This window comes from Pseudomonas sp. NPDC088429 (assembly GCF_044753305.1).
Classification (GTDB): domain Bacteria; phylum Pseudomonadota; class Gammaproteobacteria; order Pseudomonadales; family Pseudomonadaceae; genus Aquipseudomonas; species Aquipseudomonas rustica.
Genome location: NZ_JBIVMX010000031.1, coordinates 37004 through 55336 on the forward strand (window position 1 = coordinate 37004; position 18333 = coordinate 55336).

The following is an 18333-nucleotide window of genomic DNA, read 5'->3' on the forward strand; positions in this document are numbered from 1 at the left end:
GTAGGAGCAAAGCTTGCTCGCGATGGCTTATTGGAAAGCGCCGCGATTCTGCGCGTTACGCACCGAGACCTGATCATTCAGCGTCCAGAAGTCATACAGCACGCCAATAAAGAACAACCCGCCCGTGAGCAGATACACCAGCCCGCTGATCCATTTCCCCTGATACATCCGGTGCACCCCGAAGACCCCAAGGAACGTCAGCAGAATCCACGCGACGTTGTATTCGATCGGCCCTGCGGTAAAACGCAGATCGGCCTCACGATCCATCGCCGGGATCAGGAACAGGTCGATCAGCCAGCCGATGCCGAGCAAACCGAAGGTGAAAAACCAGATCGTCCCGGTCACCGGTTTGCCGTAATAGAAGCGGTGAGCGCCGGTGAAGCCAAGAATCCACAGCAGATAACCGATCACCTTGCTGTGCGTGTCCTGCGGTTGAGCAACCTGCTGATAGCGGTTCATGAATGACCTCATTTGCCTCGATAGATAAATATTTTCTGCATCTTTGTGACTTTTTTGTGTCGAGCCGACAAGTGGCTCTTCACTGTTACACATTGCGCAAAGCCTTGTGGGGCTTGGGTTCTGTCCGACAATTGAGTCAATTTGCCGCTTGTTGAGCGAAATTGACCACCGGGTTGAATCGACCAACGGCCTCGGAAGGGACAAAAAAGCTGTTATAAAGTTGCGCGCTACCACTTAAGAGCCACGCCTAATGCGACCATTTTTCAAGACATGGCTAACCATCTGCCTATTAATGCCACTGGCCGCCCACGCCACCAATCGTGAGCAACGTCTTCCTAACGTTAACGGCTTTACCCCTAAATCCCATGCTTCGGCTCCTTCGAGCAAAAGCAGCAAAAGCAAAACCACCACGCTGAGCAGCAAGAACCACAGCAAGCTGGTGCCACCGATGGCGAGCAAGGAGAGCAGCAACGTGCTCAGCCGCGCTGTAAACGTCCTCGGTACACCTTATCGTTGGGGCGGCAGCAGCCCAAGTAAAGGCTTCGATTGCAGCGGTCTGGTGAAATACGCGTTTAACGACGCCACATTCGACCTGCCACGCACTTCCAACGCCATGGCCAGCGGTCATGGGGTGAAAGTCGAGCGCAACGATCTCAAGCCCGGTGACCTGATCTTTTTCAACATCAAGAGCCGTCGAGTCAACCACGTTGCCATCTACCTGGGCAATGATCGCTTTATCCATGCGCCGCGTCGTGGCAAGTCGGTGAGCATCGATACGCTGAACAAGCCGTATTGGGAAAAGCATTACGTCGTCGCCAAGCGCGTATTGCCTAATGAACCGGCCAGCAAGCAATTGCGCGTTGTTCAGCGCTGATCTGATTCAGCTTTAAACGCGACATACAAAAACGCCCCGATCATTGCTGATCGGGGCGTTTTTTATTGCCTGTTCGCCGGTTACGCAGCGATCGACAACTTGAGCTTGTTCATCGCGCTCTTCTCGAGCTGACGGATACGCTCAGCCGACACGTTGTACTTCTGCGCCAGGTCGTGCAGCGTGGCTTTCTCTTCTGCCAGCCAGCGCTGATAGAGGATGTCACGGCTGCGTTCGTCCAGCACTTCGAGTGCTTCGTGCAGGTTGTTGTTGGAGTTGTCGCTCCAGTCGGCATCTTCCAGTTGACGCGCCGGGTCGTACCGGTGGTCTTCCAGATAGTTGGCCGGCGACTGGAAAGCGCTGTCGTCGTCGGCTTCAGCAGCCGGGTCGAAGGCCATGTCATGGCCGGTCAGGCGACTTTCCATCTCGCGCACTTCACGCGGTTCCACACCGAGGCTTTCCGCCACACGGTGGACTTCCTCGTTGTTCAGCCACGCCAGACGTTTCTTCTGGCTGCGCAGGTTGAAGAACAGCTTGCGCTGGGCCTTGGTGGTCGCGACTTTCACAATGCGCCAGTTGCGCAGGATGAACTCGTGAATTTCCGCCTTGATCCAGTGCACGGCGAACGACACCAGACGCACACCCATTTCCGGGTTGAAGCGCTTGACCGCCTTCATCAGGCCGACGTTACCTTCCTGGATCAGGTCAGCCTGAGCCAGACCGTAGCCGGAATAGCTACGGGCAATGTGTACAACAAAACGCAGGTGGGCGAGCACCATCTGCCGAGCCGCCCCCAAATCCTGCTCATAGTAGAGACTCTCGGCCAGTTCACGCTCCTGCTCCGGCGTCAGCAATGGAATGCTGTTGACGGTGTGCACGTAAGCTTCCAGGTTCGCACCCGGAACCAACGCATACGCAGGTTGCAAAGAATTGGTCATACGAAAAAACCTCCGACTTACATACTCGTGCTTCTCAGCACTGCGAAAAATTGACCGGGAATTCAAACGAGAGTTCCCATAAAAACCGCGAGGTCAATCACGCGCAAAAAAGATTCTACTTCGGCGCCAGCTCCCTGAGATGACGTGCGACTGCAATCCATGCACCGATATAACCCAACAGCACCGCGCCAAGCAAGAGCGACAGACCGTCGGCAACTGGCACGCCGGCCAGTGCGAAATCACTGCCGTACAACCCGGCCAGCCCAACCACCGCATCGTTCAGCCAGTTCAGGCCGAACGCCAATACACCCCAGGACAACAGCCCCGCACCGAAGCCATACAACGCCCCCATATAGAGGAAGGGACGTCGCACATAACTGTCAGTGCCGCCGACGAGTTTAATCACTTCTATCTCGGTGCGGCGGTTTTCAATATGAAGACGAATGGTATTGCCTATCACCAAAAGTAATGCAGAAACCAACAGCACCGTCAGACCGAAGACAAAACGATCGCCGAGCTTGAGGATGGCGGCCAGACGCTCGACCCAGACTAGATCAAGTTGCGCCTGTTGTACCTTGGGCAGCTCGGAAAGTTTTTGTCTTAATGCTTCCAGGGTTGGCTTGTCGACTTCGTTCGGCGTCACTAGCACCACACCCGGCAATGGGTTCTCAGGCAGCTCGCGCAGGGCTTCGCCCAGTCCGGACTGTTGCTGGAATTCTTCCAGCGCCTGATCACGGCCGACATATTCAGCATCAGCAACGCCGGGCATGCCTTTGATCTGCTCGCGTAACGACTCGCCCTGCTCCGGGCTCGCGTCGAGTTGCAGATACAACGAGATCTGCGCCGCACGCTGCCACGAACCACCGAGACGCTCGACGTTGTTCAGCAGCAACGACAAGCCCATTGGCAGGCTCAAGGCCACGGCCATCACCATGCACGTGAAAAAGCTGCCAATCGGCTGCTTGCCGAGGCGACGCAGGCTGTCGAGCAGGCTGGCGCGATGGCTTTCGATCCACGCGCGGAACAGCGTGGCGAAGTCCGGGCCATCGTCATCGTCGTGCTTTTTCTTCTTTTGCGGCTGCGGATCGGCGGCTTTCGGCGCCACGCGCTCGGAAACCTTGGGGCTGCGCGTCGCACTCATACCCCAGCCTCCCCGTCGCCGATCAATCGGCCACGTTGCAGGGTTAGCATGCGGTGCCGCATGCGCGCGATCAGTGCCAGGTCGTGACTGGCGATCAGCACGCTGGTGCCCAGCCGGTTGATGTCTTCGAACACGCCCATGATTTCCGCGGCCAGACGCGGGTCGAGGTTACCGGTCGGTTCGTCCGCCAGCAGCAAGGCTGGGCGGTGGACGATGGCGCGGGCGATGCCGACGCGCTGTTGCTGACCGGTCGACAGATCGCCTGGGTACAGATCGGTTTTATCCGACAGCGCCACACGCTCCAGCGCCGAATCGACACGCTTGGCGATTTCGGCCTTGGACAGCCCGAGAATCTGCAGCGGCAACGCGACGTTGTTGAACACCGTGCGATCAAACAGCAACTGGTGATTCTGGAACACCACGCCGATCTGCCGGCGCAGGAACGGAATCTGCGCGTTGCTGATGGTGCTCAGGTCTTGCCCGGCCAGCAGCAATTTGCCGCTGGTCGGACGTTCCATCGCCAGCAACAGGCGCAATAACGTGGATTTACCGGCACCGGAGTGGCCGGTGACAAACAAGAACTCGCCACGACGGACTCGAAAGCTCAGCTCATGCAAGCCGACGTGACCGTTCGGGTAGCGTTTACCGACCTGTTCGAAACGAATCATGAACGCTCCCGCTCGGCAAAGAGTGCCTGGACAAAGGGTTCTGCTTCAAAAGTACGCAAGTCGTCGATGCCTTCACCGACGCCGATGTAGCGGATCGGCAAGCCGAACTGCTTGGCCAGGGCGAAAATCACGCCGCCCTTGGCAGTACCGTCGAGCTTGGTCAGCGCCAGACCGGTCAGTTCGACGGTCTGGTTGAATTGCTTGGCCTGATTGATGGCGTTCTGGCCAGTACCGGCATCGAGCACCAGCAGCACTTCGTGCGGCGCGTCGGCGTCGAGCTTGCCGATGACCCGGCGAACCTTTTTCAGCTCTTCCATCAGGTTGTCTTTGGTGTGCAGACGACCGGCGGTGTCAGCGATCAACACGTCGATGCCACGGGCCTTGGCGGCCTGCACGGCGTCGAAGATCACCGAGGCAGAGTCGGCGCCGGTGTGCTGAGCGATCACCGGAATCTTGTTGCGCTCGCCCCAGACCTGCAATTGCTCCACGGCAGCGGCGCGGAAGGTGTCACCGGCGGCGAGCATGACTTTCTTGCCTTCCAGTTGCAGCTTCTTCGCCAGTTTGCCGATGGTGGTGGTTTTGCCGGCGCCGTTGACGCCGACCACCAAAATCACGAATGGCTTGTTCTGCGAGGCGATTTTCAGCGGTTGTTCAACCGGTTTGAGCATCGCGGCCAGTTCGGCCTGCAGGGATTTGTACAGCGCGTCGGCGTCGGCCAGTTCTTTACGAGCGACCTTCTGGGTCAGGCGCTGGATGATCTGCGTGGTGGCTTCGACGCCCACGTCAGCGGTGAGCAGACGGGTTTCGAGGTCATCGAGCAGATCGTCGTCAATGGTTTTGCGACCGAGGAACAGGCTGGCCATGCCCTCGCCGATGCTGGCGCTGGTTTTCGACAGGCCTTGCTTGAGGCGGGCGAAGAAACCGGCTTTGGTTTCTTCGGTACGCGGGGCTTCGACGGGGGCTTCAGTGACCACTTCAACTGGCGCAACTGGCGCAACTGGCTCAGCGATAACCGGTGCAGGTAAAGGTGCAGGCTGTTGAACAACCGGCGCAACTGGCTCAACGAATACCGGGGCAACCGGCTCAGCAACCACCGGCGCAGGCTCGACAATCGGCTCAACCAGAGGCGCGGGAGCTACTTCCGGCTCAAACGCGACTGGCGCAGGAATCACCGGCGTAATGTGCGGCGCAGCCTCTTCAACCAACGCCACCGGCTCTTCCGCCACCGGCAAGGTAAGCCACGGCTCGGCCGCCGGGGTCAGCGGCAATTCCGCCGCTACTGGCACTTGCGGCTCGGGTTCCGGCTCAACCGGTTGCAACACCGGTTCGGCAAGCGGCAGAACGATCGGTGCCGGCTCTTCTTCTATTACCGGCGCCGGCGCGGGAGCGGGCTCAGGAATCGCGGGCGGCTGTTCGACGACGGGTTCCTGCGGTTTCTTACGCAGCCATCCGAACAGGCTTTTCTTCTCGCCAGCCGCAGCTGGGGTCTTCTTGTCGTCGTTGGAACCAAACATGGAGGACGGCTATCTCACGGTAGCGACGCGCCATAAGGGCGCCCCGGCAAATAAATATTCGATGCAGAACAGACTGTGTTTCATCCAGCTTGTTCACGCGCAACATTTTGTCGAGGCGCCAGAGGCACCTCAAAGGTCGATTAATACGAAGGACTGGAACGGCATCTTCGGCGAAAACGCAGAGTTTAGCTGACAAACTCAAAGCTTCTGCCGGGAACCCATACAACCTATCTACCGATCAGTGGCTTGATAGGCGTGGCCGCCAGTAAAACGGATCAGTATCCTAGCACCCTCTCGCCCGCCGACGCTAAGACCAAGCGGGCAGCCCAACAGGTTAAAAAACGAATGAATGCTCTAGCCCGCCGCGCCGCAGGCCTGCTGCTCAGCACAGTCTGCCTGCCCCTTTCGGCCCTGGCGGCCGACCCGCAACCGACCCACGAATTCACCCTCGACAACGGCCTCAAGGTCGTCGTGCGCGAAGACCATCGCGCGCCAGTGGTGGTCTCGCAGGTCTGGTACAAGGTCGGCTCCAGCTACGAAACCCCGGGCCAGACCGGTCTGTCTCACGCGCTTGAGCACATGATGTTCAAGGGCAGCGAGAAAGTCGGCCCCGGCGAAGCGTCGCTGATCCTGCGCGATCTGGGCGCCGAAGAGAACGCTTTCACCAGCGACGACTTCACCGCTTATTACCAGGTGCTGGCCCGCGACCGTCTGGGCGTAGCCTTTGAGCTGGAAGCCGACCGCATGGCCAATCTGCGCCTGCCGGCCGACGAGTTCGCCAAGGAGATCGAAGTCATCAAGGAAGAGCGCCGCTTGCGCACTGATGACAAGCCGATGTCCAAAGCCTACGAGCGCTACAAGGCCATGGCCTACCCGGCCAGCGGCTACCACACGCCGACCATCGGCTGGATGGCTGACCTCGACCGCATGAAGGTCGAAGAGCTGCGCCACTGGTACCAATCCTGGTACGTGCCGAACAACGCCACGTTGGTAGTAGTCGGCGACGTCACCCCGGACGAAGTGAAAACCCTCGCCCAACGCTACTTCGGCCCGATCGCCAAGCGCGACGTGCCTCCGGCGAAAAAACCGCTGGAACTGGCCGAACCCGGCGAACGCCAAATCACCCTGCACGTGCAGACACAACTGCCTAGCCTGATGCTCGGTTTCAACGTGCCAAGCATCGCCACCGCTGAAGACAAACGCTCGGTCAACGCCTTGCGCCTGATCTCGGCTTTGCTCGACGGCGGCTACAGCGGTCGCATCCCGACACAACTGGAGCGCGGCGAAGAACTGGTCTCCGGTGGTTCATCGAACTACGACGCCTACACCCGTGGCGACAGCCTGTTCACCCTCTCGGCAACGCCAAACACGCAGAAGAAAAAGACCATGGCGCAAGCCGAGGCCGGTCTGTGGAAACTGCTGGAACAGCTGAAAACCACCGCACCGTCCGCCGAAGAATTGGAGCGCGTGCGTGCCCAAGTGATTGCCGGCCTGGTCTTCGAACGTGATTCGATCACCAGCCAGGCCACTGCGATTGGCCAGCTGGAAACCGTCGGCCTGTCGTGGAAACTGATGGACACCGAACTTGCCGATCTGGAAAGCGTGACCCCGCAAGACATCCAGAACGCCGCCAAGCTGTATTTCACCCGCGAACGTCTCAGCGTCGCCCACGTCCTGCCACTGGAGACGACTCATGAGTGAGCGCAAAACCCCACGTTTGATGCTGCTGGGCCTGATCGCCGTGGCGGTGATCGGCTCTGCTGCTTTCTATCTGTCGCCAAGCGCTGACAGCAAGGCCAGCGAGACCAGCCAGAAGCTGCAATCGCTGGCCGAACTCGACGGCAAGGCCCCGGCCAGCCGCAAACTCGACGTGCAGACCTGGAACACCGCCGACGGCGCCAAAGTGCTGTTCGTTGAAGCCCATGAGCTGCCGATGTTCGACATGCGCCTGATCTTCGCCGCGGGCAGCAGCCAGGACGGCAGCGCCTCGGGTCTGGCAGTGCTGACCAACGCGATGCTCAACGAAGGTGTGGCTGGCAAAGACGTCGGCGCCATCGCCCAAGGCTTTGAAGGTCTTGGAGCAGATTTCGGCAACGGTGCTTTCAAAGACATGGCGCTGGCCTCGCTGCGCAGCCTGAGTGCCGCTGACAAACGCGAACCGGCACTGAAGCTGTTCTCGGAAGTGGTCGGCAAACCGACCTTCCCGGCTGACTCCTTTGCCCGCATCAAAAACCAGATGCTCGCCGGTTTCGAATACCAGAAGCAGAACCCCGGCAAACTCGCCAGTCTTGAGCTGATGAAGCGTCTGTACGGCGATCACCCGTACGCGCACTCGAGCGACGGCAATCCGCAAAGCGTGCCGAAGATCACCCTCGCGCAATTGCGTGAGTTCCACGCCAAGGCCTACGCGGCTGGCAACGTGGTGATTGCATTGGTCGGCGATTTGTCTCGCGCTGAGGCCGAGGCGATTGCCAATCAGGTTTCCTCAGCCCTGCCGAAAGGCCCGGCGCTGGCGAAGATCGCGCAGCCGCAGGAACCGAAAGCCAGCGTTAATCACATCGAGTTCCCGTCCAAGCAAACCAACCTGTTGCTCGCGCAACTGGGCATCGACCGTGACGATCCGGATTACGCGGCGCTGTCGATGGGCAACCAGATCCTCGGCGGCGGCGGTTTCGGTACACGCCTGATGAGCGAAGTGCGCGAGAAGCGTGGCCTGACTTACGGCGTGTATTCGGGTTTCAGCCCGATGCAGGTTCGCGGCCCGTTCATGATCAATCTGCAGACCCGCGCGGAAATGAGTGAAGGCACCCTGAAACTGGTGCAAGACGTGCTCGCCGACTACCTGAAAACCGGCCCGACGCAGAAAGAACTCGACGACGCCAAACGCGAACTGGCCGGCAGCTTCCCGCTGTCCACCGCGAGCAATGCTGATATCGTCGGCCAACTTGGCGCGATGGGCTTCTATAATCTGCCGTTGAGCTATCTGGACGATTTCATGCGTCAGTCGCAAAGCCTGACCGTGGAACAAGTCCGCGACGCCCTGAACAAACATCTGAGCACGGACAAAATGGTCATCGTCACCGCTGGCCCGACCGTGCCGCAAAAGCCGTTACCGGCCCCATCTGATAAACCTGCCGAGCAACCGCTCGGGGTTCCGGAGCATTAATGGCAACTCGTTCCCCTAAAAAGCCTGTGCACAACGTTCACAACGGTGTGAACCAGTTGCGCATCATTGGCGGTCAATGGCGCAGCCGCAAGCTGAGTTTCCCCGATGCGCCGGGCCTGCGCCCGACGCCGGATCGCGTGCGTGAAACCCTGTTCAACTGGCTCGCGCCGTACGTTGAAGGGGCCAAGGTACTCGACCCGTTCGCCGGCAGCGGCGCGCTGTTTCTCGAAGCGCTGTCCCGTGGCGCGGCCATGGGCCAGGCGCTGGACGCGAGCAACATTGCGGTGTCCAGCCTGAAGGAACACCTCGGCACCCTGCGCTGCACCAACGGCCAGGTGCAGACGGCGGACGCGCTGCGTTATCTGGAAACCCAGACCGCCAGTGCATACGACCTGGTGTTCCTCGACCCGCCGTTCAACCAGAACCTGCTGCCCGCCGTGTGCACCTTGCTCGAAGAACGTCAGTGGCTGGCCGCCGACTCGTGGATCTACACTGAAAGTGAAACGGCGCCATCGACGCTGGGCCTGCCGGGCAACTGGCGCCTGCACCGCGAACAGAAATCCGGCCGGGTTTACTACGCGCTGTGGCAACGTACGGCAGAAGTCGCCGCTTAACCCAAGGCGAGCAAAAACCTGTGGCGAGGGAGCTTGCTCCCGCTGGGCTGCACAGCAGTCAGAAAAAGGGCCGCTGCGTGCCCCGTCGGGAGCAAGCTCCCTCGCCACATTGAGCCTGTGTACTCTGGAAATTGACTAACAGCTTTGTGGGCCTCATCACATCGCTGCATCGAGAACCATCGTGTCCGCCTCTTCAGAACGCTTCATCCCCGCCCTCGGCCTCGGCAATCCGCACCTGCAAACCTTGTGGGGGCCGCTGTGGCGCAAAACCGTGCATATCCAGCGTGAGCGCGAGCGCTTTTGGCTTGAGGATGGTGACTTTCTTGACCTCGACTGGCATGGCCCGCACACGGCCGATGCGCCACTGGTGCTGGTGCTGCATGGCCTGACCGGTTCTTCCAATTCGCCTTATGTCGCCGGCGTGCAAAAAGCCTTGGCCGATCAAGGCTGGGCCAGCGTTGCGCTGAACTGGCGCGGTTGCTCGGGCGAACCGAATCTGCTGCCACGCAGCTACCACTCCGGCGCCAGCGAAGACCTCGCCGAAACCATCAAACACCTGCGCGCGAAACGACCGTTGGCGCCGTTGTACGCCGTCGGCTATTCGCTGGGTGGCAACGTATTGCTCAAACATCTGGGTGAAACCGGTAGCGCCAGTGGCGTGGTCGGTGCGGTGGCGGTATCGGTACCGTTCCGCCTCGACCAGTGCGCCGACCGTATCGGCCAGGGATTTTCCAAGGTGTATCAGGCGCACTTCATGCGCGAGATGGTCGCCTACATTAAGAACAAGCAACGGCAGTTTCAGCATGACGGGCGCGAGGATGGACTGGCGGCTCTGGCAGCGCTCGGTTCGCTGGAGAACATGCGCACATTCTGGGATTTCGATGGCCGGGTGACCGCACCGCTGCACGGCTTTACCGATGCCGAGGATTATTACCGTCGAGCGTCGAGCCGTTATTTCCTCGGCGAGATCCGCACACCGACGTTGATCATTCAGGCAGCGGACGATCCATTTGTGTTCCCGCACAGCCTGCCTTCGGAAAGCGAACTGTCGGCCTCGACCACTTTTGAATTGCAGGCGCGCGGCGGGCACGTTGGATTCGTCGACGGCTCAGTGCGCCAGCCCGGTTATTACCTCGAACGCCGTATCCCGCAATGGCTGGCCAGCGTGCCCGCATGAGCGATCAGGGCGAGTCGATCCGATTCTGGCAAACCGCGCCACTGGCCGGGGTCGAGTTGTTGTCGGCGCGCTATATCGAGCAACGCTTCGCCCCGCATGTACACGACGGTTTTGTCATCGGCATGATCATGGCCGGCGCTCAGCGCTACCGCTATCGCGGCGCTGAACACCTGGCGGGCAGCGGCACGTTGGTGCTGATCAATCCGGACGAATTGCACACCGGGCACAAAGGCACCGAGGACGGCTGGCTGTACCGGGCGTTTTATCCGGATACCGGCAAGATTGTTTCGCTGCTGGATGAGCTGGAGTTGCCGACCACCAGTCTGCCGGCCTTCGGCGCCACGCTGTATCGCGACCCGGATCTGGTCAACGGTTTCTGCCAGTTGCACCGTTTGCTGGAAAGCCCCGCGACCGCGCTGCAACAGCAAACGGTGTGGCGCGAGATGATGTTGCTGCTGTTGCAGCGTCACGCGGCGGTGCGCGAGGTTGCCAAACCCGGCAAAGAGCACCGCGCGGTGCTGTTGGCCAAGGACGTCATGCACGCTCAACTGGCGGCGCCGCCGTCGCTGGAAGAACTGGCGGCGGCGGTCAATCTGTCACCCTTCCATTTCGCCCGGGTATTCCGCCGCGCGACCGGCATGCCGCCGCACACATGGCTGATGCAGCAACGCATCGCCCAGGCGCGGGCACTGTTGCAGAGTGGTTGCTTGCCGCTGGAAGTCGCGACTCAGTTGGGCTTTGCCGATCAGAGCCACTTGAGCCGACAGTTCAAGCAGGCTTATGGCGTCGGGCCCGCCGCGTATCGCAATGCCCGCCTGGAAAGCTAAAAGATCGCAGCCTGCGGCAGCTCCTACAGGGAAATGCATTCCAATGTAGGAGCTGCCGCAGGCTGCGATCCTTTGATCTTATTCGCCGGTGGCGATGCCGCGCGCTGGCTCGTTGATCCACTCACTCCACGACCCGGCATACAACGAACCCAACGGATACCCGGCCAGACACAACGCAAACAAGTTGTGACACGCCGTCACCCCGGAGCCGCAATACGCGACCAGATCCGACGGCGAACGATCACCCAGCTTCGCGGCAAAACGCTGCTGCAACTGATCCGCCGGCAAAAAACGCCCGTCGCTGCCCAGGTTATCGGTGAACGCCGCGCACTGCGCCCCCGGAATATGCCCGGCCACCGGATCAATCGGCTCAACCTCACCCTTGAATCGCGGCAAGGCCCGAGCATCGATCAAGGTCAACGCTGGTTGGCCGAGACGCTTTTGCAGTTTTTCGGCACTGATCAACAAGCCCATGTCCGGCTGACCACTGAAACCCCCACGAGTGACCTCCGGCGCATCCAGACTCAACGGCAAACCCGCTGCATGCCAAGCCTTCAGCCCGCCATCAAGAATAAACACCCCATCGCGCTTGCCCAGCCACGCCAGCAACCACCACGCCCGCGCCGCATAAGCACCCGGGCCGTCGTCATACAAAACCACGTCACTGTCGTTGTTGATGCCCCACGCTTGCAGCCGCTCGATCAACGCCGCCGGCTCGGGCAGCGGATGACGTCCGGTCACGCCTTTCACCACTTTACCGCTGAGATCGCGCTCAAGATCGGCGAAGCGCGCGCCGGCAATGTGTCCTTCGGCGTAGCTGCGCTGCCCGTAATCCGGGTCTTCGAGGGCAAAACGACAATCGAGAATCACCAGCCCCGGCTGTTCCTTGCGGGCATCCAAGGCTTGCGGGCTGAGCAACTGCGCAATCTGCATAACGAGCTCCTGTGGAGTTTCAACGGAATGTTTACTTTACGTCTTCGAGGGCCTGGGCCAGCGGTACATAAAACTCGTCGAACAGTGCATTGACCGCATCCCGCGACTCATCAGTGACGAACCCGGCTTCCAGCACCAACACCTGATACACGCCGCGTTTAACGGCTTGCTCGCTGAGGTGGTTGGAATTCTCGCGGGTGGTGCACAGAAAGCGCACCCACGAGGTCAGGATGATCCACGCGTTGAGGGTCAGGGATTCGATCTGCACGCGATCCATCTTGAGGATCCCGGCGGCGACAAAGCCTTCGTAAATCGCCGCGCCCTGAATCACGCAGCGCTGGGAAAAGCGCCGGTAACGCGCGGCCAGTTCCGGGTCGCTGTCGAGCAAATGTTCAAGGTCGCGGTGCAGAAAGCGGTAACCCCACATCGCCGAGAGCAGCTCCTTGAGATAGAAACGCTTGTCTTCGACGGTCGCGGCACGCCCCTGCGGCGGGCGCAGAAAGCTGTCCACCAAGGCTTCGTACTCACTGAACAGCACCGAGATGATCGCCTGCTTGTTGGGGAAGTGGTAGTACAGGTTGCCCGGAGAAATCTCCATATGGGCGGCAATGTGGTTGGTGCTGATGCTGCGCTCGCCCTGCTGATTGAACAGCTCGAGGCTGTTCTGCACGATGCGCTCGCTGGTTTTTATTCGTGGGGCCATGGCTTGAGCTTTAATTCAGAGTGCGGTGAGGGGCATCTTACGACCTATCCGGAAATGGATAAAACAAAGCTGCACACGGAAGTCATTTGACTTTATAGAGCATAGACTCTAAAAAGTTCATCACTACAATAAATCCGGAGCCTACGATGACTGCCGATATTGCCTACCTGCAAACGCTGCAACAGCCCCTGGAAGAGCTCGACCGGTTATTCGAGGCGCAACGGGCCGCATACGCCGCCAACCCGATGCCGCCCGCCGCGCAGCGCCAGCAATGGCTGAAGTCGTTGCGCGACCTGCTGAGCAATGAACGTCAGGCTTTGATCGAGGCGATCAGCGCGGATTTCAGTCATCGCAGTGCCGACGAAACCCTGCTCGCCGAACTGATGCCGAGCCTGCACGGCATTCATTACGCAAGCAGCCATCTCAAGGGCTGGATGAAGGATTCGCGGCGCAAAGTCGGCGTGGCGTTCCAGCCGGCTTCGGCGAAAGTCGTGTACCAGCCGTTGGGCGTAGTCGGCGTGATCGTGCCGTGGAATTACCCGTTGTATCTGGCCATCGGCCCGTTGGTCGGCGCGCTGGCAGCGGGCAACCGGGTGATGCTCAAACTCAGTGAATCGACCCCGGCCACCGGGCAGTTGATGAAGGAATTGTTCGCGCGCATCTTCCCCGAAGATCTGGTCTGCGTGGTGCTCGGCGAGGCCGACATCGGCGTGGCTTTCTCCCGCCTGCGCTTCGATCATTTGCTGTTCACCGGCGCCACCAGCATCGGCAAACATGTCATGCGCGCAGCCGCGGAAAACCTGACGCCGGTCACTCTGGAACTGGGCGGCAAGTCGCCGGCCATCGTCTCCCGTGACGTGCCGCTGAAGGACGCCGCCGAGCGCATCGCCTTCGGCAAAACCCTCAATGCCGGGCAAACCTGCGTCGCTCCAGACTACGTTTTGGTGCCGGAAGACCGCGTCGGCGGCTTCGTCGAAGCCTATCGCCAGGCGGTGCAAAGCTTCTATCCAACCCTCGCCGATAACCCGGATTACACGGCGATCATCAACGAACGCCAATTGGCCCGGCTCAACAGTTACATCAGCGATGCGACCAGCAAAGGCGCGCTGTTGATTCCGCTGTTCGAACAAGGTCAGGGCCGACGCATGCCGCACAGCGTGCTGCTGAATGTCAGCGACGACATGACCGTGATGCAGGACGAAATCTTCGGCCCGTTGCTGCCGATCGTGCCCTACCGCGATCTGGAGCAGGCATTCGCTTACATCAATCAGCGCCCACGACCTCTGGCTCTTTACTACTTTGGCTACGACAAACGCGAACAAACCCGCGTGCTGCACGAAACCCATTCGGGCGGCGTATGCCTGAACGATACGCTGCTGCATGTCGCCCAGGATGATATGCCGTTTGGCGGCATCGGCCCTTCCGGCATGGGCCATTACCACGGGCATGAAGGCTTTCTGACCTTCAGCAAGGCCAAAGGCGTGCTGATTAAACAGCGCTTCAACGCCGCCAAACTGATCTACCCGCCGTACGGCAAATCGATTCAGAAACTGATCCAGAAGCTGTTCATTCGCTAATCATTCGTCACCGCCGGGTAATAAAAACAATGCACCCAAGCCTGACCGAAACACCTGCCCTGTCGCGCCGTGGCCTGCTGAAGTTCAGCCTCGGTGCCACGGCCTTCCTCGCCACCGCTGGCCTTGGTGCCAGCCTCAGTGGCTGCTCCTCCAGCGTCGCGGCCAACGGCTTCATCAGCTTGCGCGACGGCGATCTGCTGTTTCTGCGCGCGCTGATTCCAGTGATGCTCGATGGCGCCGTGGCTACTGAAAAGATGCCGAGCGCGGTGGATGGCACGCTGAAGACGCTGGATTACAGCCTCGATCACCTGTCGCCGGAAATGCTCAAACTCACTCGCCAATTGTTCGACGTGCTCGGCATGGCCGTGACGCGCGGGCCGCTCACCGGGATCTGGGGCAGTTGGGAAAATGCCAGTGCCGAGGCGATGCGCAACTTCCTCGATCGCTGGGAAAACAGTTCGTTGAGTTTGTTGAAAATGGGGCATAGCTCGTTGCAGCAAATGGTCACGATGGCTTGGTACACCCGCACGGAATCGTGGGGGCATTGCGGCTATCCCGGCCCGCCTACCGTCTGAGACCGTGTCGCGCCCATCGCGAGCAGGCTCACTCCTACAGGGGATTGCATTCCAAATGTAGGAGTGAGCCTGCTCGCGATGAGGCCAGCCGCTCCACCACCGCTATCAGAATAATAAAGAGAACCTGACCGATGCCTGTACCCGACCCCTTCCGCGAAGGCCTCGCCCGAGGCTGGAAAACCTACAACGGCGCGCAACTCACCGATAACCTGACCCTCGAAGCCGACGTCGCGATCATCGGCAGCGGCGCCGGTGGTGGCACCACGGCGGAAATCCTCAGCGCCGCCGGCTACAAAGTCCTGCTGATCGAAGAAGGCCCGCTGAAAACCAGTTCCGACTTCAAAATGCTCGAAGACCAGGCCTACAGCAGCCTCTATCAGGAAGGCATCGGCCGCATGAGCAAGGACGGTGCGATCACCATCCTGCAGGGCCGCGCGGTCGGCGGCACGACGTTGATCAACTGGACATCAAGCTTCCGCACCCCGGAACCCACTCTTGAACACTGGGCCACCGAGCACAACGTCAAAGGCCACAGCGTTGCCGAGATGGCGCCGTGGTTCGAGAAAATGGAGCAGCGCCTCGGCGTCGCCCCGTGGTTGGTGCCGCCCAACGCCAACAACGACGTGATCCGCAAAGGCTGCGAGCAACTCGGTTACAGCTGGCACGTGATTCCGCGCAACGTGCGCGGCTGCTGGAACCTCGGCTACTGCGGCATGGGCTGCCCGACCAACGCCAAACAATCGATGATGGTCACCACCATTCCGGCAACATTGGAAAAGGGCGGCGAACTGCTTTATCTGGCTCGCGCGGAAAAACTGCTGATCAGCGGCGACAAGGTCACCGGCCTGCAATGCGTGGCGATGGATGAGCGCTGCGTCGCGCCGACCGGGCGCACCATCACCGTCAAGGCGCGGCATTACGTGCTGGCCGGTGGCGGCATCAACAGCCCGGCGTTGCTGCTGCGCTCCGATGCGCCGGATCCGCACAAGAATGTCGGCAAGCGTACTTTTCTGCATCCGGTGAACATGTCGGCCGCGCGTTTCGACGAGGTGGTCAATCCGTTTTACGGGGCGCCGCAATCGATCTACTCCGACCATTTCCAATGGAAGGACGGCACCACCGGGCCGATGGCGTTCAAACTTGAAGTGCCGCCACTGCACCCGGCACTGGCGGCGACGTTGCTCGGTGGTTTCGGCCAGGAGAACGCGCAGCACATGGCCGACCTGCCGCACACCCACGCCATGCTCGCCCTGCTGCGCGATGGTTTTCACCCGGACAGCAGCGGCGGCGCCGTGGAATTACGCGGTGACGGCACGCCGGTGCTCGACTATCAGGTTTCGCCCTACGCCTGGGAAGGTTTGCGCAAAGCGTTCCACGTCATGGCCGAGATCCAGTTTGCTGGCGGCGCAAAATCGGTGATGCCGATGCATGCCGACGCGCGTTATGTGAAGACGCTGGCCGAAGCCCGAACGCTGATCGATGGCCTGAGCCTTGAGCTGTACCGCACTCGATTGGGCAGCGCCCACGTCATGGGCGGTTGCGCGATGGGCGAAGAGGCGAAATCGGCGGTCACTGACAGCCTTGGCCGCCATCATCAACTGAGCAATCTGTCGATCCACGACGGCTCGTTGTTCCCCACCAGCATTGGCGCCAACCCGCAGTTGTCGGTGTATGGCCTCACTGCACAACTGGCGACCGCCCTCGCCGATCGATTGAAAAACCCATGAAAAAACCGATTATTCCCGTCGTCTATAGTGCTTTCTTACCCAACAGGCGACTTTCCCGACCGGGACGGCTGCGATACCATCCGACTCCCCAACGGACTCCCGCCAGGACGACGCGATGAACCGAGTGTTGTACCCAGGTACCTTCGACCCTATTACCAAGGGCCATGGCGATCTGGTCGAACGCGCCTCGCGCCTGTTCGATCACGTGATCATTGCGGTCGCCGCCAGCCCGAAGAAAAACCCGCTGTTCCCGCTGGAACAACGGGTTGAACTGGCTCGCGAGGTCACCAAACACCTGCCGAACGTGGAAGTGGTCGGTTTCTCGACGCTGCTCGCGCATTTCGCCAAAGAGCAGAACGCCAACGTGTTCCTGCGTGGTTTGCGCGCGGTGTCGGACTTCGAATACGAATTCCAGCTGGCCAACATGAACCGCCAGTTGGCGCCGGACGTGGAGAGCCTGTTTCTCACGCCGTCCGAGCGTTACTCGTTCATTTCTTCGACGCTGGTGCGGGAAATTGCTGCGCTGGGCGGCGACATCACCAAGTTCGTCCACCCTGCCGTGGCCGACGCCCTGACCCTACGCTTTAAAAAGTAGGAGCTGCCGAAGGCTGCGATCTTTTGATCTTGATCGCAGCCACGCACAGCAGTTGATCGCAGCAACGTGCACTGCGCTCGCCAATGCGGCACAATTGCGCGCATTGATTTATAGCGCCCGGGCCTGCCGCCCCGGCTGGAGTTAGCATGTCCCTGATCATCACCGACGATTGCATCAACTGCGACGTCTGCGAACCCGAGTGCCCGAACGCCGCCATCTCCCAAGGCGAAGAGATCTACGTGATCGACCCGAACCTGTGCACCCAGTGCGTCGGCCACTACGACGAACCGCAGTGCCAACAGGTCTGCCCGGTGGATTGCATCCCACTGGATGAAGCGCACCCGGAGACTGAAGAACAGTTGATGGAGAAATATCGCATCATTACCGGTAAGGCCTGAATCGCTAAAAAGATCGCAGCCTTCGGCAGCTCCTACACAGGATCGCGTCCCCCTGTAGGAGCTGCCGCAGGCTGCGATCTTTTGATCTTGCCCTTCACTCGCGCTGCTCAAACCCCTCCCCCGTACACCCCAGACACCTTACAAACGCCGCCCGCGCCGGATCCACCACCAGCGCCTGTCCCGCATCGCCGATCCCGCCACCCAGCGCGGTAAACGGCAACGACACCACAAACGCCCCCGCACCAATCACCGTTGCCACCACCAATAACGGTCGGGCAATCAGCAAGTCGCCGATCATGGCGTAGGCAGGCGGGTTTTGAATGGTGTAACGCGGGTCGCCGCTGCCGCTTTCCGTGGCCTGAACCGCCAGGCTGGAACACAGCAGCAACGTGACGAAGAGGACTTGCAGGGATTTCATGGCACGATCCTTCGGGCTGAACAGTGAGTCAC

The 18333-nt window shown here is 60.3% G+C and carries 20 protein-coding genes; 12 read left to right on the forward strand and 8 right to left on the reverse strand.

Annotated features, from left to right (window positions below):
* Positions 1-27: 27 nt before the first annotated feature.
* Positions 28-459: a TM2 domain-containing protein gene (locus tag ACIP66_RS16795; protein WP_053124713.1), complete on the reverse strand. Its 432-nt coding sequence runs from the start codon at positions 457-459 to the stop codon at positions 28-30.
* 250 nt (positions 460-709) lie between these two features.
* Here ACIP66_RS16795 and ACIP66_RS16800 point away from each other — a divergent pair, with 250 nt between their 5' ends.
* Positions 710-1333, forward strand: a complete 624-nt coding sequence (locus ACIP66_RS16800; protein ID WP_053124715.1) for a C40 family peptidase — start codon at positions 710-712, stop codon at positions 1331-1333.
* 80 nt (positions 1334-1413) lie between these two features.
* Here the strand turns inward: ACIP66_RS16800 and rpoH are convergent, their stop codons facing one another.
* From rpoH to ftsY, 4 genes are all read right to left on the reverse strand, one after another.
* Positions 1414-2268 (reverse strand): RNA polymerase sigma factor RpoH, encoded by an 855-nt coding sequence (gene rpoH, locus ACIP66_RS16805; RefSeq protein WP_042561557.1) that lies wholly within the window; start codon positions 2266-2268, stop codon positions 1414-1416.
* Between the two features lie 115 nt (positions 2269-2383).
* Positions 2384-3409: a permease-like cell division protein FtsX gene (gene ftsX / locus ACIP66_RS16810; RefSeq protein WP_053124717.1), complete on the reverse strand. Its 1026-nt coding sequence runs from the start codon at positions 3407-3409 to the stop codon at positions 2384-2386.
* Entirely contained in the window at positions 3406-4077 is a 672-nt protein-coding gene (ftsE, locus tag ACIP66_RS16815; RefSeq protein WP_003229148.1) for a cell division ATP-binding protein FtsE, read from the reverse strand. The genes ftsX and ftsE overlap by 4 nt, the downstream gene beginning before the upstream one ends.
* Complete coding sequence (ftsY, locus tag ACIP66_RS16820; protein ID WP_400649255.1) at positions 4074-5591, reverse strand: signal recognition particle-docking protein FtsY; 1518 nt, start codon at positions 5589-5591, stop codon at positions 4074-4076. The genes ftsE and ftsY overlap by 4 nt, the downstream gene beginning before the upstream one ends.
* On the opposite strand from ftsY, the gene ACIP66_RS16825 reads away from it, so the two are divergent.
* From ACIP66_RS16825 to ACIP66_RS16850, 6 genes are all read left to right on the forward strand, one after another.
* The gene (locus tag ACIP66_RS16825) at positions 5590-5784 is read left to right on the forward strand and encodes a hypothetical protein (RefSeq protein ID WP_053124721.1); all 195 of its coding nucleotides are present in this window, start codon (positions 5590-5592) and stop codon (positions 5782-5784) included. The genes ftsY and ACIP66_RS16825 overlap by 2 nt on opposite strands.
* A 152-nt stretch (positions 5785-5936) precedes the next feature.
* Positions 5937-7292 (forward strand): pitrilysin family protein, encoded by a 1356-nt coding sequence (locus ACIP66_RS16830; RefSeq protein ID WP_008077830.1) that lies wholly within the window; start codon positions 5937-5939, stop codon positions 7290-7292.
* Entirely contained in the window at positions 7285-8757 is a 1473-nt protein-coding gene (locus ACIP66_RS16835) for a M16 family metallopeptidase (protein ID WP_400649258.1), read from the forward strand. Before ACIP66_RS16830 ends, ACIP66_RS16835 begins: the two co-directional genes overlap by 8 nt.
* On the forward strand, positions 8757-9371 hold the full coding sequence (rsmD, locus tag ACIP66_RS16840) for a 16S rRNA (guanine(966)-N(2))-methyltransferase RsmD (protein ID WP_400649260.1): 615 nt from the start codon (positions 8757-8759) through the stop codon (positions 9369-9371). The genes ACIP66_RS16835 and rsmD overlap by 1 nt, the downstream gene beginning before the upstream one ends.
* Before the next feature lie 181 nt (positions 9372-9552).
* Complete coding sequence (locus ACIP66_RS16845) at positions 9553-10548, forward strand: hydrolase (protein WP_400649263.1); 996 nt, start codon at positions 9553-9555, stop codon at positions 10546-10548.
* Positions 10545-11375: an AraC family ligand binding domain-containing protein gene (locus ACIP66_RS16850; RefSeq protein WP_400649289.1), complete on the forward strand. Its 831-nt coding sequence runs from the start codon at positions 10545-10547 to the stop codon at positions 11373-11375. The genes ACIP66_RS16845 and ACIP66_RS16850 overlap by 4 nt, the downstream gene beginning before the upstream one ends.
* A gap of 78 nt (positions 11376-11453) precedes the next feature.
* Here ACIP66_RS16850 and ACIP66_RS16855 read toward each other — a convergent pair whose 3' ends face one another.
* Positions 11454-12308, reverse strand: coding sequence for a sulfurtransferase (locus ACIP66_RS16855; protein ID WP_400649266.1), 855 nt, complete (start codon positions 12306-12308; stop codon positions 11454-11456).
* 31 nt (positions 12309-12339) lie between these two features.
* Complete coding sequence (locus tag ACIP66_RS16860) at positions 12340-13011, reverse strand: TetR/AcrR family transcriptional regulator (protein ID WP_053124733.1); 672 nt, start codon at positions 13009-13011, stop codon at positions 12340-12342.
* A 128-nt stretch (positions 13012-13139) separates the two neighbouring features.
* Between ACIP66_RS16860 and ACIP66_RS16865 the strand changes: the two genes are divergently transcribed.
* The 5 genes from ACIP66_RS16865 (at position 13140) to ACIP66_RS16885 (ending at position 17883) form a co-directional block, all read left to right on the forward strand.
* Positions 13140-14588 (forward strand): coniferyl aldehyde dehydrogenase, encoded by a 1449-nt coding sequence (locus tag ACIP66_RS16865; protein WP_400649292.1) that lies wholly within the window; start codon positions 13140-13142, stop codon positions 14586-14588.
* A 29-nt stretch (positions 14589-14617) separates the two neighbouring features.
* On the forward strand, positions 14618-15163 hold the full coding sequence (locus ACIP66_RS16870; RefSeq protein WP_400649268.1) for a twin-arginine translocation pathway signal protein: 546 nt from the start codon (positions 14618-14620) through the stop codon (positions 15161-15163).
* A gap of 131 nt (positions 15164-15294) precedes the next feature.
* Positions 15295-16890 carry a GMC family oxidoreductase N-terminal domain-containing protein gene (locus ACIP66_RS16875; RefSeq protein ID WP_053124738.1) on the forward strand — a complete coding sequence of 532 codons (1596 nt, stop codon included), beginning with the start codon at positions 15295-15297 and terminating at the stop codon, positions 16888-16890.
* 115 nt (positions 16891-17005) lie between these two features.
* Positions 17006-17485, forward strand: a complete 480-nt coding sequence (gene coaD / locus ACIP66_RS16880) for a pantetheine-phosphate adenylyltransferase (RefSeq protein ID WP_003176711.1) — start codon at positions 17006-17008, stop codon at positions 17483-17485.
* 146 nt (positions 17486-17631) lie between these two features.
* The gene (locus ACIP66_RS16885) at positions 17632-17883 is read left to right on the forward strand and encodes a YfhL family 4Fe-4S dicluster ferredoxin (protein WP_038358877.1); all 252 of its coding nucleotides are present in this window, start codon (positions 17632-17634) and stop codon (positions 17881-17883) included.
* 94 nt (positions 17884-17977) lie between these two features.
* On the opposite strand, the gene ACIP66_RS16890 is transcribed toward ACIP66_RS16885, so the two are convergent.
* On the reverse strand, positions 17978-18301 hold the full coding sequence (locus ACIP66_RS16890) for a hypothetical protein (protein ID WP_053124741.1): 324 nt from the start codon (positions 18299-18301) through the stop codon (positions 17978-17980).
* Between the last annotated feature and the right edge of the window lie 32 nt (positions 18302-18333).

What these genes read in the sequence shown, in the direction of transcription:
- rpoH (WP_042561557.1), bottom strand. Translation starts at nt 2,268, where the DNA reads ATGACCAATTCTTTGCAACCTGCGTATGCGTTGGTTCCGGGTGCGAAC.
- ftsY (WP_400649255.1), bottom strand. Translation starts at nt 5,591, where the DNA reads ATGTTTGGTTCCAACGACGACAAGAAGACCCCAGCTGCGGCTGGCGAG.
- ftsE (WP_003229148.1), bottom strand. Translation starts at nt 4,077, where the DNA reads ATGATTCGTTTCGAACAGGTCGGTAAACGCTACCCGAACGGTCACGTC.
- ACIP66_RS16885 (WP_038358877.1), top strand. Translation starts at nt 17,632, where the DNA reads ATGTCCCTGATCATCACCGACGATTGCATCAACTGCGACGTCTGCGAA.
- rsmD (WP_400649260.1), top strand. Translation starts at nt 8,757, where the DNA reads ATGGCAACTCGTTCCCCTAAAAAGCCTGTGCACAACGTTCACAACGGT.
- ftsX (WP_053124717.1), bottom strand. Translation starts at nt 3,409, where the DNA reads ATGAGTGCGACGCGCAGCCCCAAGGTTTCCGAGCGCGTGGCGCCGAAA.
- coaD (WP_003176711.1), top strand. Translation starts at nt 17,006, where the DNA reads ATGAACCGAGTGTTGTACCCAGGTACCTTCGACCCTATTACCAAGGGC.
- ACIP66_RS16830 (WP_008077830.1), top strand. Translation starts at nt 5,937, where the DNA reads ATGAATGCTCTAGCCCGCCGCGCCGCAGGCCTGCTGCTCAGCACAGTC.
- ACIP66_RS16835 (WP_400649258.1), top strand. Translation starts at nt 7,285, where the DNA reads ATGAGTGAGCGCAAAACCCCACGTTTGATGCTGCTGGGCCTGATCGCC.
- ACIP66_RS16860 (WP_053124733.1), bottom strand. Translation starts at nt 13,011, where the DNA reads ATGGCCCCACGAATAAAAACCAGCGAGCGCATCGTGCAGAACAGCCTC.
- ACIP66_RS16875 (WP_053124738.1), top strand. Translation starts at nt 15,295, where the DNA reads ATGCCTGTACCCGACCCCTTCCGCGAAGGCCTCGCCCGAGGCTGGAAA.
- ACIP66_RS16795 (WP_053124713.1), bottom strand. Translation starts at nt 459, where the DNA reads ATGAACCGCTATCAGCAGGTTGCTCAACCGCAGGACACGCACAGCAAG.
- ACIP66_RS16890 (WP_053124741.1), bottom strand. Translation starts at nt 18,301, where the DNA reads ATGAAATCCCTGCAAGTCCTCTTCGTCACGTTGCTGCTGTGTTCCAGC.
- ACIP66_RS16800 (WP_053124715.1), top strand. Translation starts at nt 710, where the DNA reads ATGCGACCATTTTTCAAGACATGGCTAACCATCTGCCTATTAATGCCA.
- ACIP66_RS16870 (WP_400649268.1), top strand. Translation starts at nt 14,618, where the DNA reads ATGCACCCAAGCCTGACCGAAACACCTGCCCTGTCGCGCCGTGGCCTG.
- ACIP66_RS16825 (WP_053124721.1), top strand. Translation starts at nt 5,590, where the DNA reads ATGGAGGACGGCTATCTCACGGTAGCGACGCGCCATAAGGGCGCCCCG.
- ACIP66_RS16850 (WP_400649289.1), top strand. Translation starts at nt 10,545, where the DNA reads ATGAGCGATCAGGGCGAGTCGATCCGATTCTGGCAAACCGCGCCACTG.
- ACIP66_RS16855 (WP_400649266.1), bottom strand. Translation starts at nt 12,308, where the DNA reads ATGCAGATTGCGCAGTTGCTCAGCCCGCAAGCCTTGGATGCCCGCAAG.